Source organism: Klebsiella sp. KTE92 (assembly GCF_000398905.1).
GTDB classification, from domain to species: Bacteria; Pseudomonadota; Gammaproteobacteria; order Enterobacterales; family Enterobacteriaceae; genus Klebsiella; species Klebsiella variicola.
In genome coordinates, this window is the sequence record NZ_KB976100.1 from 1,825,602 (window position 1) to 1,841,710 (window position 16,109).

14 protein-coding genes are annotated in these 16,109 nt (G+C 58.4%); 11 read left to right on the forward strand and 3 right to left on the reverse strand.

Going from position 1 to position 16,109, the window contains the following annotated elements; all coding sequences use genetic code 11:
• Window positions 1–2: 2 nt before the first annotated feature.
• From A1WC_RS16675 to murJ, 3 genes are all read left to right on the forward strand, one after another.
• Complete coding sequence (locus tag A1WC_RS16675) at window positions 3–656, forward strand: YceH family protein (protein WP_012542247.1); 654 nt, start codon at window positions 3–5, stop codon at window positions 654–656.
• A gap of 14 nt (window positions 657–670) precedes the next feature.
• Window positions 671–1,582 (forward strand): Gfo/Idh/MocA family protein, encoded by a 912-nt coding sequence (locus A1WC_RS16670; RefSeq protein ID WP_155870612.1) that lies wholly within the window; start codon window positions 671–673, stop codon window positions 1,580–1,582.
• A 111-nt stretch (window positions 1,583–1,693) separates the two neighbouring features.
• Window positions 1,694–3,229 (forward strand): murein biosynthesis integral membrane protein MurJ, encoded by a 1,536-nt coding sequence (gene murJ, locus A1WC_RS16665; RefSeq protein WP_008805976.1) that lies wholly within the window; start codon window positions 1,694–1,696, stop codon window positions 3,227–3,229.
• Window positions 3,230–3,281: 52 nt separating this feature from the next.
• On the opposite strand, the gene A1WC_RS16660 is transcribed toward murJ, so the two are convergent.
• On the reverse strand, window positions 3,282–4,496 hold the full coding sequence (locus A1WC_RS16660) for an MFS transporter (RefSeq protein ID WP_008805977.1): 1,215 nt from the start codon (window positions 4,494–4,496) through the stop codon (window positions 3,282–3,284).
• 16 nt (window positions 4,497–4,512) lie between these two features.
• On the opposite strand from A1WC_RS16660, the gene A1WC_RS16655 reads away from it, so the two are divergent.
• A complete protein-coding gene (locus A1WC_RS16655) occupies window positions 4,513–5,541 on the forward strand; it encodes a LysR family transcriptional regulator (RefSeq protein WP_008805978.1) in 1,029 nt (342 codons plus the stop codon).
• A gap of 38 nt (window positions 5,542–5,579) precedes the next feature.
• Here A1WC_RS16655 and rne read toward each other — a convergent pair whose 3' ends face one another.
• Complete coding sequence (gene rne, locus A1WC_RS16650) at window positions 5,580–8,807, reverse strand: ribonuclease E (RefSeq protein ID WP_016160615.1); 3,228 nt, start codon at window positions 8,805–8,807, stop codon at window positions 5,580–5,582.
• A gap of 699 nt (window positions 8,808–9,506) precedes the next feature.
• Here rne and rluC point away from each other — a divergent pair.
• Window positions 9,507–10,460 carry a 23S rRNA pseudouridine(955/2504/2580) synthase RluC gene (rluC, locus tag A1WC_RS16645; protein ID WP_012542245.1) on the forward strand — a complete coding sequence of 318 codons (954 nt, stop codon included), beginning with the start codon at window positions 9,507–9,509 and terminating at the stop codon, window positions 10,458–10,460.
• A gap of 37 nt (window positions 10,461–10,497) precedes the next feature.
• On the opposite strand, the gene A1WC_RS16640 is transcribed toward rluC, so the two are convergent.
• Window positions 10,498–11,082 (reverse strand): Maf family protein, encoded by a 585-nt coding sequence (locus A1WC_RS16640; RefSeq protein ID WP_016160616.1) that lies wholly within the window; start codon window positions 11,080–11,082, stop codon window positions 10,498–10,500.
• 141 nt (window positions 11,083–11,223) lie between these two features.
• Here A1WC_RS16640 and yceD point away from each other — a divergent pair, with 141 nt between their 5' ends.
• From yceD to fabG, 6 genes are all read left to right on the forward strand, one after another.
• Entirely contained in the window at window positions 11,224–11,745 is a 522-nt protein-coding gene (yceD, locus tag A1WC_RS16635) for a 23S rRNA accumulation protein YceD (RefSeq protein WP_008805983.1), read from the forward strand.
• A 16-nt stretch (window positions 11,746–11,761) separates the two neighbouring features.
• Window positions 11,762–11,935, forward strand: coding sequence for a 50S ribosomal protein L32 (gene rpmF / locus A1WC_RS16630; protein ID WP_000290724.1), 174 nt, complete (start codon window positions 11,762–11,764; stop codon window positions 11,933–11,935).
• A 203-nt stretch (window positions 11,936–12,138) separates the two neighbouring features.
• Window positions 12,139–13,236: a phosphate acyltransferase PlsX gene (gene plsX, locus A1WC_RS16625; RefSeq protein WP_012542244.1), complete on the forward strand. Its 1,098-nt coding sequence runs from the start codon at window positions 12,139–12,141 to the stop codon at window positions 13,234–13,236.
• A gap of 54 nt (window positions 13,237–13,290) precedes the next feature.
• Window positions 13,291–14,244, forward strand: a complete 954-nt coding sequence (locus A1WC_RS16620) for a beta-ketoacyl-ACP synthase III (protein WP_012968572.1) — start codon at window positions 13,291–13,293, stop codon at window positions 14,242–14,244.
• A gap of 15 nt (window positions 14,245–14,259) precedes the next feature.
• Window positions 14,260–15,189 carry an ACP S-malonyltransferase gene (gene fabD / locus A1WC_RS16615; RefSeq protein ID WP_012542242.1) on the forward strand — a complete coding sequence of 310 codons (930 nt, stop codon included), beginning with the start codon at window positions 14,260–14,262 and terminating at the stop codon, window positions 15,187–15,189.
• A 12-nt stretch (window positions 15,190–15,201) separates the two neighbouring features.
• Window positions 15,202–15,936: a 3-oxoacyl-ACP reductase FabG gene (gene fabG, locus A1WC_RS16610; RefSeq protein WP_002899294.1), complete on the forward strand. Its 735-nt coding sequence runs from the start codon at window positions 15,202–15,204 to the stop codon at window positions 15,934–15,936.
• Window positions 15,937–16,109: the final 173 nt, after the last annotated feature.

A 16,109-nucleotide genomic window follows, 5' to 3' on the forward strand; every position in this document is an offset into this window, starting at 1 on the left:
GGATGAAATATCAGTTAACCGCGCACGAAGCGCGCGTCATTGGCTGTCTGCTGGAAAAGCAGGTTACCACGCCCGAGCAGTACCCGCTGTCGGTGAACGCCGTGGTGACCGCCTGCAATCAGAAAACCAACCGCGAACCGGTGATGTCCCTGAGCGAAGGCGAGGTCCAGACGCTGCTGGATACCCTGGTGAAGCGCCACTATTTACGCACGGTCAGCGGATTCGGCAATCGAGTGACCAAGTATGAGCAGCGCTTTTGCAACTCTGAATTTGGCGATCTGAAACTCAGCGCCGGCGAAGTAGCGGTGGTGACGACGCTGCTGCTGCGCGGCGCCCAGACGCCGGGTGAACTCCGTAGCCGCGCGCAGCGGATGCATGAGTTCAGCGATATGGCGGAAGTGGAAAGCGTGCTGGAAGGGTTAGCGACGCGCGAGGATGGTCCTTTTGTTGCCCGCCTGCCACGGGAACCGGGGAAACGGGAAAGCCGCTATATGCATCTGTTTTGCGATGACATGGACACGCTGATCACCACGGTGGAAGCACTCTCGCCGCTGGAAGACGATGACGATCTGCGTGCCCGGGTTGAAGCACTGGAAGGCGAGGTGGCGGAATTGAAAGCGCGCCTTGACTCGCTGTTACACCATCTGGGGGACTAAACGTGGGGACAAGACTGCGCATTGGGGTGGTTGGCTTAGGGGGCATCGCGCAGAAAGCGTGGCTGCCGGTGTTAGGCGCTGCGGAAAGCTGGACGCTGCAGGCAGCCTGGTCGCCGGGAAAAGAGAAGGCGTTGCGCATCTGCGAAACCTGGCGGATCCCGTATGCTGATTCGCTGGATGCCCTGGCGGCGCAGTGCGATGCGGTCTTTGTCCATACGTCGACGGCTTCACATTATGAAGTAGTGAATCACTTGTTGAATGCCGGGGTTCATGTTTGTGTGGATAAACCGCTGGCGGACAAGCTGAGCGAGGCGGAAGCGCTGGTCGAGCTGGCTGCCCGGCGTCATCTGACGCTGATGGTCGGTTTCAATCGCCGCTTTGCGCCACTCTATCGTGAACTGAAGGGGCGGCTGGGCGAGGCGGCCTCGCTGCGGATGGATAAGCATCGTAGCGACAGCGTAGGCAACGATCTGCGCTTTACCCTTCTCGATGACTATCTGCACGTGGTGGATACTGCGTTGTGGCTGGCTGATGGTCAGGCGCGCCTGCGCGGCGGCACGTTGCAGATCACTCCTCAGGGTGAAATGCTCTATGCCGAACACCAGTTCAGTTCGCCCCGGCTGCAGGTTACCACCAGCATGCACCGCCGTGCCGGAAGCCAGCGTGAGTGGGTGCAGGCCGTCACCGATGGCGGGTTATATGCGGTGAGTGAGATGCGCGAATGGCAGGAGGAGTGTGGCCTTGGCGTGGTCCAGCGCCCGGTGGCGGGCTGGCAAACCACCCTCGAGCAGCGCGGTTTTGTCGGCTGTGCGCGACATTTCATCGAATGCGTGCAAAATCAGACGGTTCCGGAAACCGCTGGCGAACAGGCGCTGCTGGCTCAGCGGGTGGTTGACAAACTCTGGCGTGACGCCATCAGCGAATAATCCGTTGTAACAACTGACAGTAGTAATTCATATTGAACCCGGTAGACTATCGCCACTTTCCAGCGCCCGCATTTGCGGGCGTTTTACTCCAGGGTTTGGAATAACAGCGTAATGAATCTTTTAAAATCACTGGCGGCCGTCAGTTCGATGACCATGTTTTCGCGCGTGCTGGGCTTTGCCCGCGATGCGATTGTGGCGCGCATTTTTGGTGCCGGGATGGCGACCGATGCCTTTTTTGTCGCCTTCAAACTGCCTAATCTGCTGCGGCGTATTTTTGCCGAAGGCGCCTTCTCGCAGGCGTTTGTGCCGATCCTTGCCGAATATAAAAGCAAGCAGGGCGAAGATGCCACCCGGGTTTTTGTCTCGTATGTCTCCGGATTACTGACCCTGGCCCTGGCGATCGTCACCGTTATCGGGATGCTGGCGGCGCCGTGGGTGATCACCATCACCGCCCCCGGGTTTGCTGATACCGCCGATAAATTTGCGCTGACCACCCAATTGCTGCGCATTACCTTCCCCTATATTTTGCTGATCTCCCTGGCCTCGCTGGTGGGGGCGATCCTCAATACCTGGAACCGTTTCTCGGTGCCGGCCTTTGCCCCGACGTTCCTCAACGTCAGCATGATTGGCTTTGCGCTGTTTGCCGCGCCGTACTTCCATCCGCCGGTGCTGGCGCTGGCCTGGGCGGTGACGGTCGGCGGCGTGCTGCAGCTGGCCTACCAGTTGCCGCACCTGAAGAAGATTGGCATGCTGGTTCTGCCCAGAATTAATCTGAAAGATGCTGGCGCGATGCGGGTAGTGAAGCAGATGGGGCCGGCGATCCTTGGCGTGTCGGTAAGCCAGATCTCCCTCATCATCAATACCATCTTCGCCTCGTTTCTCGTGTCGGGATCGGTGTCATGGATGTACTATGCCGACCGTCTGATGGAGTTTCCGTCAGGTGTCCTGGGCGTGGCCCTTGGCACCATCCTGCTGCCGTCGTTGTCGAAAAGCTTCGCCAGTGGTAACCATGACGAGTATTGCCGCCTGATGGACTGGGGCCTTCGACTCTGCTTCCTGCTGGCGCTGCCGAGCGCGGTGGCGCTGGGGATCCTCGCTAAACCGCTGACCGTGGCCCTGTTCCAGTACGGTAAATTCAGCGCCTTTGACGCGGCGATGACCCAGCGCGCGCTGGTGGCCTATTCCGTGGGACTGATGGGGCTTATCGTGGTGAAAGTGCTGGCGCCGGGCTTCTATTCCCGTCAGGACATCAAAACGCCGGTGAAAATTGCCATTGTCACCCTGATTATGACCCAGGTGATGAACCTGGCGTTTATCGGCCCGCTCAAGCACGCGGGCCTGTCACTGTCCATAGGGCTGGCGGCCTGCCTGAACGCCGCGCTGCTCTACTGGCAACTGCGTAAACAGAAAATTTTCACCCCACAGCCCGGCTGGCTGACTTTCCTGCTGCGTCTGGTCGCGGCGGTGGTGGTGATGGCCGCGGCGCTGCTGGGCGTCATGCATCTCATGCCGGAGTGGTCTCAGGGGACAATGCCGTTCCGCCTGATGCGCCTGCTGGTGGTGGTGGTCGCCGGAGTAGTGGCTTATTTCGCTACGCTGCTGGTGTTGGGCTTCCGCGTAAAAGAGTTTGCCCGTCGCACAGCGTAAGCCATTGCGACGGAAAGAGGAAACCCGCTTCGCTCAGGCGAAGCGGGTTTTTTTATGATGTGCGGCGTTCGGCTGCGATGAGGCGCGCATTCTCCAGCAGGCGGATCGCCAGGGCAATTGCCCCGCTGACGACGGCGAGGGTGACCACTCCGTTCCAGCCGGCCAGCACGTACAGCTTGCTGCCCAGCACCGACCCCAGCGACATCCCGATAAAGACCACGGTGAACAGCAGAGCGTTCAGGCGGCCACGGGCCTGCGGCTCCAGGCTGTAAACCAGGTTCTGATGTGCCACCAGGCTTGACTGCAGGCCGAGATCGAAGCCAATAGCCGAGAGAGCAATCAGCGCCAGCTGGCCATGCAGAGGGAGCAGCGGCAGCATAAACATCAGGGCGAAGGAGAGGGTGACCAGCGCCGCGCCCATCTGAGTCACTTTACCGGCGCCAAACTTATCGGCCAGTCCGCCGGCCAGCGGTGCCGCCAGCGCCCCGGCGGCACCGGCGATACCAAAGCCACCCGCTACTGCGCTCCCCATGTGATAGTGTTCTGAGAGCATCACCGCCAGCGTCGACCAGAAAGCGCTAAAGGCGACAGAGAGCGCCCCTTGAGCCAGCGCAGCGCGGCGTAACGCCGGATAACGCAGCCACAGATGCGCCATTGAGGCCATCAGCTGCGGATAGCTCAGCGTCGAGTGAATGGCGAAGCGCGGCAGGACCCGCCACATCACCAGGCCAATCAGCGCCACGCTGACTGCAGCCGCCTGATACATCACCCGCCAGCCGAATACGGCGCCCACTACGCCGCTGACCGTCCTGGAAAGCAGGATCCCCAGCAGCAGCCCGGTCATCACCGTGCCCACCATTTTTCCCTGCTTGCCTGCCGGAGCGAGGATCGCCGCCGCCGGGACGATATCCTGCGCCATGGTGGCCGCCATACCGATCAGCAGACTGACCACCAGCAGTGAGGTGAGCTGGCCGGTAAGGCTGCACAGGAACAGCAGGATCGCCAGCATTGCGCTCTTCAGCAGGATCAGCCGGCGGCGATCGTGACGGTCGCCGAGCGGGAGCAGGAAGAGAATGCCGAGCGCGTAGCCAGCCTGCGTCAGGGTAGGAACCAGCCCCATCCCTTCTACCGACAGATGGAGATTGGCGCCCATCAGCGGCAGTAGCGGCTGCGCATAATAGATAGAGGCGACGCTAAAGCCGGCGCCGAGTGCGAGAATGAAGATAATCCAGCCTGCGTCGCGGGTGGAAAGGGAAGTCGGTGTCATGATCAGTACCTCATAGATGCGATGGCGCTATTTTTCCCTGAATGCAGCTGGCGCGGTAGCCGGGCTGGTGGTAAAACGGTTATACGTAGCACGTATAGGCAAAAGAAAAATGAAAAGACAGGAGCGTATAGACCGCATTGAGCTGATGCGCACCTATATTCGTATTATAGAGGCCGGCTCACTCTCCGCCGCCGCGGGGCAGATGGATACCACCCAGGCAACCGTCAGCCGCCGCCTGCAGTCCCTGGAAGGACTGCTGGGGGTGAAGTTGATCCTGCGCACCACTCATGCGATGAAGCTCACTGACGATGGCGAACGCTGTTATCGCCATGCCCGTCAGGTCGTGGACGCCTGGCTGGCGCTGGAGGATGATCTGCGTATTGCCGACGATCAGCCCGTGGGGGTGCTGCGGGTACGGGCGCCCCATGCTTTTGGCCAGCAACAGCTGCTGGCGCCGCTGGTCGCATTTCTGCAGCGTCATCCGCAACTGTCGGTCGAGTGGATGCTGAATGATAATACCGTCGACTTTCTCAGCGATAATATCGACTGCGCCATTCGCGTTGGCGCGGAGGTGGATCCGGCCACGGTATCCGTGCTGCTGGCGGAAGTGCCGCGCTGCGTGGTGGCTTCCCCTGAACTCCTGGCGAAGTACCCGCCGTTAACCTCGCTGGAGGCGCTATCCGGCCTGCCGTGGATCGCCATTAATACCTTTTATCAGCATGAGGTACGGCTCCGGCATCTGGAAAGTGGGCAAATCGTCTCGACGGCCATCACCCCCTGCCTGAGCACTGACAGCCTGTACGTCGCGCGAAATACCGCGCTGGCGGGGCTGGGGGTGGCGATGGTGTCCAGCTGGACAGTCGTGGAGGATATTGCCGCCGGACGGCTGATTGAGCTGTTCCCGCAGTGGCGTCCCGCCTCGCTACCGGTTCATCTGGTTTATCCCTGGGCGCGCTATTATCCGACACGCCTGCGTAAGTTCCTTGACCTGATGCGGGAGATCATGCCGGATCTGGCCGGGATGCAGCGTCCGCAAAGCGCATAAAAAAACCGGCCAGAGGCCGGTTTTTTTATTAAGCACGCTTATTCGACGGGCTGTGGGCGGGTCGGTTCTGCGGTGGCTTTACGCGTCGCACTATGACCACCGGCGGCGCCTTTACCTTCAAAAGCGAACGGCGGGCGCACCCAGGTGCTGTGGCGCGGCGCTTCCGGGACATAGTCCGGAGCAGGCGCCCGGGTCATCGGCGCGGTAGCATGGCGATCGCCAGCCACAACCACGGGTTTGCTTACCGGCGTTTCAGCTTTGACCGGTTCGGCAGTGGCCGTAGGGGCGGCTTCGGTCACCGGTGCCTCCACCACGGTTTCCGTGGCCGGAACGATGGTTTCCACTGGCGCTTCAACGACAGGCGCCGTTTCCACCACTTCAGGTTCAACTGTGACCGGCTCGGCGTCGATCGTCACTGGCGCAATAGCCTGAGGCGCTTCGACAGCTGGCGCTGGCTCGACAGCGGCTGGCTCGACAATTTCCGGAGTATCAACGATAACCGGCTCGGCGGCTACGACAGGTTCGACGACCACCGGCTCAGCGGTAACGGGCTCCATGGTCGCCGGCTCGACGGTAACTGGCGCGGCAGTGACGGTTTCAACCACGGCAACCGGTGTCGCAATAGCTTCGACGGCTTCAATGGCGCTGGTGTCCTGAACCGGAACCTCTTCCGGCTGCTGGTCCTGCGGACGAACGACCGGGTAGCGGATCCAGACTTTACCGGAAGCCATCTCCGGCGAGGCGCAGGCGACGGTCAGCGGCATAGGCGACTGGGTCGGATAGCGTTCGTCACGATAGCGACGACGGCGCTGACCGCTCACGCGCAGATGACGCGGGGAACGACGAGAGCGGCGCGGCATACCGTTCGCTTCACGGGATTCGCCGTTTTCATCGTGTTCCACTACGTTTTCCACTACCGCCGGCAGTTCGGCTTTCACCGGCTCGCTGCGCGGGGTGGCGACTTCAGCCACAACGGTCTCAGGCGCGATCTCGGCAGTCTGCTCGGCAACGGCTGACTCAATGCGTACTTTCTGGGAGAGCTGACGCGGTTTACGACGCGGCAGAGTCTGCACACGCTCTTCCTGCTCAGTCTCCTGTACTTCCGGCTCTTCACGCGTCTGCACCTTGGCTTCCTGCTGCGCCTGACGTTTATCGTCATTGCGGCGGCGGGAGCGTTCGCGGCGCGGCTGCTGCTCGTCGCGGGATTTGGCTTTGTCCGCGTCATCGCCGACGGTCTGGCGAGCATCACGCGCTTCTACGTTTTGCGGCTGCTTTTCGCGACGATTGCGACGGTTTTCTTCACGCGATTCGCGCGGCTCACGACCCTCGGCATTGTCCGCACGGGTGTCGCGATTGTCACGGTTATCGCGGTTGTCACGATTGTCGCGGTTATCACGGCGATCGTTGCGGTCGTTGCGATCGCGGCGGTTGTTGCTCCGCGGTTTACGGCGCTCCTGCTGACGCTCCGGTTTTTCTTCTGCTTTCTTCTCGACCGGAACTTCAACCGGCTTGGCTTCTTCAGTGCCAGAGAAGATATTTTTCAGCGCGCTGAAGAAGCGTGAGAGTAGTCCCGGCTGGGCCGGCGCGGCGGCCGCGACCGGGGCAGCGGCGACCGCAGGGGCAGCCACAGGCTCTTCCAGCATCGGTGCCGGTGGGGCGTCAGGCATCACAAAGGCGGCCAGCGCAGGCTGCTCCGGACGTTTACGTTCTGCTGGCTCCTCGTCACCAGGCAGCGCCATCTCTTCTTCATGCAGCTTCGGCAGCAGATAGCTCAGCGTTGAGGTCTCTTCACCTTTACGCACGCGCAGGACGGAGTAGTGCGGCGTCTGCATCTCGTCGTTTGGCACGATAATGACGCGGACATCGCCCTGACGGGATTCGATTGCGCTCACTGCGGCACGTTTTTCGTTCAGCAGATAAGAGGCGATCGGTACCGGAACGATGGCGTGGACTTCTTTGGTGTTCTCTTTCAGCGCCTCTTCTTCAATCAGACGCAGAATAGAGAGCGACAGCGATTCGTTATCACGCACGGTACCGGTGCCGGAGCAGCGCGGGCAGACGTGATGGCTGGATTCGCCCAGCGACGGGCTCAGGCGCTGGCGAGACATCTCCAGCAGGCCGAAGCGCGAAATATGGCTAATCTGAATGCGCGCGCGGTCCTGACGAACGGCTTCACGCAGACGGTTTTCCACCGCACGCTGGTGGCGAACCGGGGTCATATCGATAAAGTCGATAACGATCAAGCCGCCGAGGTCGCGCAGACGCAGCTGGCGGGCAATCTCGTCAGCCGCTTCAAGGTTGGTATTGAAGGCTGTCTCTTCGATATCGCCGCCGCGAGTGGCGCGGGCGGAGTTGATATCGATCGCGGTCAGCGCTTCGGTGCTGTCGATAACGATAGACCCGCCGGAAGGCAGGCGCACTTCACGCTGGAAGGCGGACTCAATTTGCGATTCAATCTGATAATGGCTGAACAGCGGGATTTCACCGGTGTACAGTTTGATTTTGCTACTGAAATCCGGACGACCCAGTGCGGCGATATGCTGGCGCGCCAGCTCGAGCACTTTCGGGTTATCGATCAGGATTTCGCCGATGTCCTGGCGCAGATAATCGCGGAATGCGCGGACAATCACGTTGCTTTCCTGGTGGATCAGGAACGGCGCCGGACGGCTTTCCGCGGCTTTCTGAATCGCTTCCCAGTGCTTCAGGCGGAAGCTCAGGTCCCACTGCAGGGCTTCGGCAGATTTGCCGACGCCAGCGGTGCGAACGATAAGACCCATGCCGTCCGGAAGCTCCAGGCTCGCCAGCGCTTCTTTCAGTTCAGTGCGGTCGTCGCCCTCGATACGGCGGGAAATTCCCCCCGCGCGCGGGTTGTTCGGCATCAGGACCAGATAGCTGCCTGCCAGGCTGATAAAGGTGGTGAGCGCAGCGCCTTTGTTGCCGCGTTCTTCTTTATCAATCTGCACGATAACTTCCTGACCTTCACGCAGCACGTCTTTGATATTAGGACGACCGTGCGCATTGTAGTTAGCGGGGAAGTATTCGCGGGCGATTTCTTTGAGGGGGAGGAAACCATGACGCTCGGCGCCGTAATCGACAAACGCGGCTTCAAGGCTAGGTTCAATGCGGGTGATTTTGCCTTTGTAGATGTTCGCTTTTTTCTGTTCGTGCCCGGGGCTTTCGATATCCAGGTCGTACAGGCGCTGCCCATCAACAAGGGCGACGCGCAACTCTTCCTGCTGAGTTGCGTTGATTAACATTCTTTTCATCGTAACTTACTCATTATTCTTACATTGACGACTAAGCTGCGGGCAGAGTAATGCCTTTCCGGGGGAAAACCGATGGCCTCGTGTCTGGTTCACGTCGCCAACCTCACGGTTGTCGCGCGCTTAAGAGGCGCAGAGTGTCGGTCGCCTGTGTTTCAAACGGAAACACAGCGCAATTATTCAGGGGAACAGCCTGGGATGTATCACCAGAGAATATTCCATTTATACTCGTCGTCTTTCGCGTTGCAGGCATGGTGGCTTAACCTGCTCACCTCGATCAAAGGATCCAGATGAGCTCCCGGGAGTCCCGGAGTTGACGCCTTCCTGCGACTTGAAATCCATAGAGCCTGTACCGGTAAGGACTGCAACCCGCAGCCCGCTAACTGTCTGAAAGATCACAACGTCTTACGCCATTGCTGCGTGGGCGATCGGTCAGACAAAATTGGTCATTCCGCTAATGTCTTGTTCTAACAAGATGCAATACGGAAAACGGTCTCATTATTCCATTGCTAACCTTGTTATAGCAAGTTGACTTTCACCTTTTATCACCCGGTTACTCACAGTTTTATCACCTGCCCATACAGATTGTTCTAATAACAAACAAAATGGCGGTCAGGTAAACCGTGAAAACAGGATAATGATAAATATAAGCATATAAAAATGAGTGGCGCTAATGCGTCCGGCTATTTAGAATCGCGCACCATGAAAACTGAGACCCCAACCGTAAAAATGGTTGCCATTGCTGCTGATGAAGCGGGGCAACGTATCGACAACTTTTTGCGTACCCAATTGAAAGGTGTACCGAAGAGCATGATTTATCGCATCCTGCGTAAAGGCGAGGTGCGGGTAAACAAAAAGCGCGTGAAGCCGGAGTATAAGCTGGAAGCGGGTGATGAAGTCCGTATCCCGCCGGTGCGCGTGGCGGAGCGTGAAGAAGAGGCGGTATCGCCGCATCTGCAGAAAGTGGCCGCGCTCTCTGAGGTGATCCTCTATGAAGACGATCATATTCTGGTACTCAACAAACCTTCCGGTACTGCGGTACACGGCGGCAGCGGACTGAGCTTTGGCGTGATTGAAGGGCTGCGCGCCCTGCGCCCGGAGGCACGTTTCCTTGAGCTGGTGCATCGTCTCGACCGCGATACCTCCGGCGTGCTGCTGGTGGCGAAAAAGCGCTCGGCGCTGCGTTCGCTGCACGAGCAGCTGCGCGATAAAGGCATGCAGAAAGACTACCTGGCGCTGGTGCGCGGCCAGTGGCAGTCGCATACCAAAGTGGTCCAGGCCCCGCTGTTGAAGAATATTCTGCAGAGTGGGGAGCGTATCGTTCGCGTGAGTCAGGAAGGCAAGCCGTCGGAGACGCGCTTTAAAGTGGAAGAGCGTTACGAATTCGCCACGCTGGTGCGCTGCAGCCCGGTCACCGGCCGCACGCATCAGATCCGCGTTCATACCCAGTATGCCGGGCATCCTATCGCTTTTGACGATCGCTATGGCGACCGCGAGTTCGACAAGCAGCTGTCCGGTACCGGCTTAAACCGCCTGTTCCTGCACGCGGCGGCGCTGAAGTTTACCCACCCGGGGAGCGGGGAGGTGATGCGCGTTGAGGCGCCGCTGGATAACCAGCTGAAGCACTGTTTACAGGTGCTACGTAAGAGCAAATAAGCGCAACGGCGGAATCAGTTCCGCCGTTTTTTTTGCTTTAACCTAACAGCGGATTGTTATTCTCGCGGCGCAGCATCTGACAGAGCGCGATTAAGGGTAAACCGACCAGAGTGTTCGGGTCGCGGCCTTCCAGTCGTTCAAATAGCGTAATCCCTAACCCCTCGCTCTTGAAACTCCCGGCGCATTGCAGCGGGTTCTCTTTGCGGACGTAGCATTCAATCTCTTTATCGCTGAGATGGCGAAAGTGAACGTCAAAGGGCTCGCATTCGGTTTGCAGATGGCCGGTGGCGGAGTTGTATAGCGCCAGACCGGTATAAAAGGTGACGATGGTCCCGCTGGCCTTTCGCAACTGCCGGCGGGCATTTTCTTCGGTGTGCGGTTTGCCGGTGATTTCACCGTCTAATACGCAAACCTGATCGGAGCCTATAATAAGGTGGTGCGGATAGCGGGAGGCCAGGCTTTGCGCTTTGGCTTGCGCCAGTCGGGCGACAAGCTGACGCGCGGATTCTTCCGGCAACGGCGTTTCGTCAACGTCAGGCGCGGCACATTCAAACGGTAACCCCAGTTTTTCCAGCAGCATGCGCCGCCAGGGAGAGGTTGACGCGAGGATAAGTTCAGACATATTTTTTCATCCACATATAGCGCTTCGCAGAGCATCATCTTAAACTATGCGCCGCAATGTGTGCGAATAAATGGCAAAAGGCAACCTGAGGCTGCCTTTTTCTTTGACTCTATGACATTACAAAGTTAATATGCGCGCCCTATGCAAAAGGTAAAATTACCCCTGACTCTTGATCCGGTCCGCACGGCTCAAAAACGCCTTGATTACGAAGGCATCTATGCCCGCGATCAGGTTGAACGTGTAGCCGATTCTGTAGTCAGCGTGGACAGCGATGTGGAATGCAGCATGTCGTTCGCTATCGATAACCAGCGTCTCGCCGTCATTACTGGCGATGCAAAGGTAACGGTAACCCTCGAATGCCAGCGTTGCGGGAAACCGTTCCCTCATCACGTCCACACCACGTATTGTTTTAGCCCCGTCAGAAATGACGAACAGGCCGAAGCACTACCGGAAGCGTATGAGCCGATTGAGGTTAACGAATTCGGTGAAATCGACCTGCAGGCAATGGTCGAGGATGAAATTATCCTCTCCCTGCCCGTAGTTCCGGTGCATGATTCTGAACACTGTGAAGTGTCCGACGCGGACATGGTCTTTGGCGAACTGCCTGAAGAGGCACAAAAACCAAACCCATTTGCCGTATTAGCCAGCTTAAAGCGTAAGTAATTGAGGAGTAAGGTCCATGGCCGTACAACAGAATAAACCAACCCGTTCCAAACGTGGCATGCGTCGTTCCCATGACGCGCTGACCGCAGTCACCAGCCTGTCTGTAGACAAAACTTCTGGTGAGAAACACCTGCGTCACCACATCACTGCCGACGGTTTCTACCGCGGTCGCAAGGTTATCGCTAAGTAATCACGCGATACTCGCAGGATTTCCCGTTGCAGGCCATGGCGGGCGTGTGCGTCCCTGGACATTCGGTTAACCCGATCACCAGGGGCATCAATGCCCGAATTGTTGCGTCTGCAGCGTGAACATTCGCGAGTGCCAGCGTGATGAAGCTTAGTGAGGACTCCCCGGGCAACTGGGGAATCACCGAACCGGGCAGCGACGATACCTTGACACGTCTAACCCTGGCGTTAGATGTCATGGGGGGCGATTTTGGCCCATCCGTGACGGTGCCTGCAGCACTGCAGGCACTGAACTCTAATTCGCAACTCACACTTCTTTTAGTCGGCGACCCCGACGCCATCACGCCATTACTTGCCAAAGCTGACTTCGAACAACGTTCGCGTCTGCAGATTATTCCTGCGCAGTCAGTTATTGCCAGTGATGCGCGACCCGCACAGGCTATCCGCAGCAGTCGCGGAAGCTCAATGCGCGTGGCGCTGGAGCTTGTGAAAGAAGGGCGGGCGGAAGCCTGCGTCAGCGCCGGCAACACCGGCGCGCTGATGGGGCTGGCGAAACTGTTGCTCAAACCGATCGAAGGTATTGAGCGGCCGGCGCTGGTGACGGTTCTGCCGCACCAGCAGAAGGGCAAAACCGTGGTGCTGGATCTCGGCGCCAACGTCGATTGCGACAGCACGATGCTGGTGCAGTTCGCCGTCATGGGCGCGGTGCTGGCGGAGGAAGTGGTTGGCATGACCAACCCGCGCGTCGCCTTGCTGAATATCGGCGAAGAAGAGATGAAAGGCCTCAGCAGCATTCGCGATGCTGCCGCAGTGCTGAAAACGCTGCCTTCCCTCAACTACATCGGCTATCTTGAAGCCAATGAACTGTTGACCGGAAAAACCGATGTGCTGGTTTGTGATGGATTCACGGGCAACGTCACATTAAAAACCATGGAAGGTGTTGTCAGAATGTTCCTTTCACTGCTGAAATCTCAGGGAGAGGGCAAAAAACGGTCGTGGTGGCTGCTGTTATTAAAACGTTGGTTACAAAAAAGCCTGGCGAGGCGATTCAGTCACCTCAACCCCGACCAGTATAATGGCGCCTGTCTGTTAGGATTGCGCGGTTCCGTGATCAAGAGTCATGGTGCTGCCAATCAACGCGCCTTTAGCGTCGCGATAGAGCAGGCAGTGCAGGCGGTGCAGCGGCAAATTCCTCAACGGATCGCCGCGCGCCTGGAATCTTTATACCCAGCTGGTTTCGCGCTGCCGGAAAGCGACAGTGACGTGAACTCCCGACAGCAAAGCGGGACGAATGGCCACGATTGACGCCGCGGCAGGTTGAAAGAGGCGGGTATATTACCCAAGAGTGACTGAGCGTACATGTATACGAAGATTATTGGTACCGGCAGCTATCTGCCCGAGCAAGTGCGTACAAACGCCGACCTGGAAAAAATGGTAGAGACCTCTGACGAGTGGATTGTCACCCGCACAGGTATCCGTGAGCGTCGTATTGCCGCAGCGCATGAAACAGTTGCTACGATGGGCTTTGAAGCCGCAAAGCAGGCGCTGGCGATGGCGGGCGTGTCCGCGGAGCAGATTGGTCTGATTATCGTTGCGACCACCTCCGGCACGCACGCGTTTCCGAGTTCGGCATGCCAGATCCAGTCTATGCTGGGCGTTAAGGGTTGCCCGGCGTTTGATGTCGCCGCCGCCTGCGCCGGTTTCACCTATGCGCTGAGCGTCGCCGATCAGTACGTGAAGAACGGCGCGGTGGATTATGCGCTGGTGATTGGCGCCGATGTGCTGGCGCGTACCTGCGATCCGGCGGATCGCGGCACGATTATTATTTTCGGCGACGGCGCGGGCGCGGTAGTGCTTGGCGCGTCTGAAGAGCCAGGCATTATCTCGACGCATCTGCATGCTGACGGCAGCTATGGCGAACTGCTGACCCTGCCGAACGCCGATCGCGTCGATCCGGAAAACCCGATCTATCTGACGATGGCCGGCAATGAAGTCTTCAAAGTGGCGGTCACCGAGCTGGCGCACATCGTTGATGAGACGCTGGCAGCGAATAATCTTGAACGTTCAGCGCTGGACTGGCTGGTGCCGCACCAGGCAAACCTGCGTATTATCAGCGCGACGGCGAAGAAACTGGGCATGTCGATGGATAACGTCGTTGTGACCCTCGACCGCCATGGCAACACCTCCGCGGCGTCAGTCCCTTGCGCGCTGGATGAAGCCGTTCGCGATGGCCGTATCCAACGCGGTCAGTTGATTCTGCTGGAAGCCTTTGGTGGCGGTTTCACCTGGGGTTCCGCGCTGGTTCGTTTTTAGTATAAGGATTTAAACATGACGCAATTTGCTTTTGTGTTCCCGGGACAAGGTTCCCAGGCCGTAGGCATGCTGGCCGATATGGCAGCCACCTGGCCGGTGATTGAAGAGACCTTCGGTGAAGCGTCCGCAGCGTTGGGTTACGATCTGTGGGCGCTGGCTCAACAGGGCCCGGCAGAAGAACTGAATAAAACCTGGCAGACTCAGCCGGCGCTGCTGACCGCCTCCGTGGCGCTATACCGCGTCTGGCAGCAGCAGGGCGGCAAAGCGCCGACCCTGCTGGCGGGCCACAGCCTCGGCGAATACTCCGCGCTGGTTTGCGCAGGGGTTATCGGTTTCGCTGATGCCGTTCGTCTGGTTGAACTGCGCGGGAAATTCATGCAGGAAGCCGTACCGGAAGGTACCGGCGCCATGTCCGCGATTATCGGCCTGGATGACGCTTCTATCGCCAAAGCCTGTGAAGAATCGGCCGAAGGGCAGGTTGTCTCTCCGGTGAACTACAATTCCCCGGGCCAGGTGGTTATCGCCGGGCATAAAGAGGCCGTTGAACGCGCTGGCGCCGCTTGTAAAGCCGCCGGCGCCAAACGCGCGCTGCCGCTGCCGGTGAGCGTGCCGTCCCACTGCGCGCTGATGAAGCCAGCTGCAGAAAAACTGGCGCTGGAGTTGCAGAAAATTACCTTCAACGCGCCGACGATTCCGGTAGTGAATAACGTCGACGTGAAATGCGAAACCACGCCGGACGCCATTCGCGACGCGCTGGTACGCCAGCTGTACAGCCCGGTCCAGTGGACCAAAACCGTTGAGTTTATGGCGGCGCAGGGCGTAACGCATCTGTATGAAGTTGGCCCGGGTAAAGTCCTCACCGGCCTGACCAAACGTATTGTTGACACCCTGACCGCTTCCGCGCTTAACGAGCCGGCGGCGATGTCTGCGGCGCTTGAGCAATAAAAGAGGAAAACCATGAGTTTTGAAGGAAAAATCGCGCTGGTTACCGGTGCAAGCCGCGGTATTGGCCGTGCAATCGCTGAAACGCTCGTCGCTCGTGGCGCGAAAGTTATCGGTACTGCGACCAGCGAAAGCGGCGCGCAGGCCATCAGCGACTATTTAGGCGCCAACGGTAAAGGTCTGATGTTGAATGTGACCGACCCGGCATCTATTGAATCTGTTCTGGAAAATGTGCGCGCAGAGTTTGGCGAAGTGGATATCCTGGTGAATAATGCCGGGATCACTCGCGACAATCTGTTGATGCGCATGAAAGATGACGAGTGGAACGATATTATCGAAACCAACCTGTCATCGGTTTTCCGTCTGTCAAAAGCGGTAATGCGCGCTATGATGAAAAAGCGTCATGGACGTATTATCACTATCGGTTCTGTGGTTGGTACCATGGGAAATGCGGGTCAGGCCAACTACGCTGCGGCGAAAGCGGGTCTGATCGGCTTCAGTAAATCACTGGCGCGTGAAGTTGCGTCCCGCGGTATTACTGTAAACGTTGTTGCTCCGGGCTTTATTGAAACGGACATGACGCGTGCGCTGACCGATGAGCAGCGTGCGGGTACGCTGGCGGCAGTTCCTGCGGGGCGCCTTGGCACCCCAAATGAAATCGCCAGCGCGGTTGCATTTTTAGCCTCTGACGAAGCAAGTTACATCACTGGTGAAACGCTGCACGTCAACGGCGGAATGTACATGGTCTGACCGAGATTTGTGCAAAACGTTCAGGAACCGCGCACTTCGCACGGTTCCCTGTGCGGTTTTGTGCGAAAAGATTTGCGTTCTTAGGGCAAACGGCCTCAAAATAGCGCAAAATCGTGGTAAGACCTGCCGGGATTTAGTTGCAAATTTTTCAACATTTTATACACTACGAAAAC

Bases quoted from the DNA above. Each gene is read 5' to 3' on its own strand.
- fabG (WP_002899294.1), top strand. From the start codon at position 15,202: ATGAGTTTTGAAGGAAAAATCGCGCTGGTTACCGGTGCAAGCCGCGGT.
- fabD (WP_012542242.1), top strand. From the start codon at position 14,260: ATGACGCAATTTGCTTTTGTGTTCCCGGGACAAGGTTCCCAGGCCGTA.
- yceD (WP_008805983.1), top strand. From the start codon at position 11,224: ATGCAAAAGGTAAAATTACCCCTGACTCTTGATCCGGTCCGCACGGCT.
- rluC (WP_012542245.1), top strand. From the start codon at position 9,507: ATGAAAACTGAGACCCCAACCGTAAAAATGGTTGCCATTGCTGCTGAT.
- A1WC_RS16655 (WP_008805978.1), top strand. From the start codon at position 4,513: ATGCGATGGCGCTATTTTTCCCTGAATGCAGCTGGCGCGGTAGCCGGG.
- A1WC_RS16675 (WP_012542247.1), top strand. From the start codon at position 3: ATGAAATATCAGTTAACCGCGCACGAAGCGCGCGTCATTGGCTGTCTG.
- murJ (WP_008805976.1), top strand. From the start codon at position 1,694: ATGAATCTTTTAAAATCACTGGCGGCCGTCAGTTCGATGACCATGTTT.
- A1WC_RS16640 (WP_016160616.1), bottom strand. From the start codon at position 11,082: ATGTCTGAACTTATCCTCGCGTCAACCTCTCCCTGGCGGCGCATGCTG.
- A1WC_RS16620 (WP_012968572.1), top strand. From the start codon at position 13,291: ATGTATACGAAGATTATTGGTACCGGCAGCTATCTGCCCGAGCAAGTG.
- A1WC_RS16660 (WP_008805977.1), bottom strand. From the start codon at position 4,496: ATGACACCGACTTCCCTTTCCACCCGCGACGCAGGCTGGATTATCTTC.
- rpmF (WP_000290724.1), top strand. From the start codon at position 11,762: ATGGCCGTACAACAGAATAAACCAACCCGTTCCAAACGTGGCATGCGT.
- rne (WP_016160615.1), bottom strand. From the start codon at position 8,807: ATGAAAAGAATGTTAATCAACGCAACTCAGCAGGAAGAGTTGCGCGTC.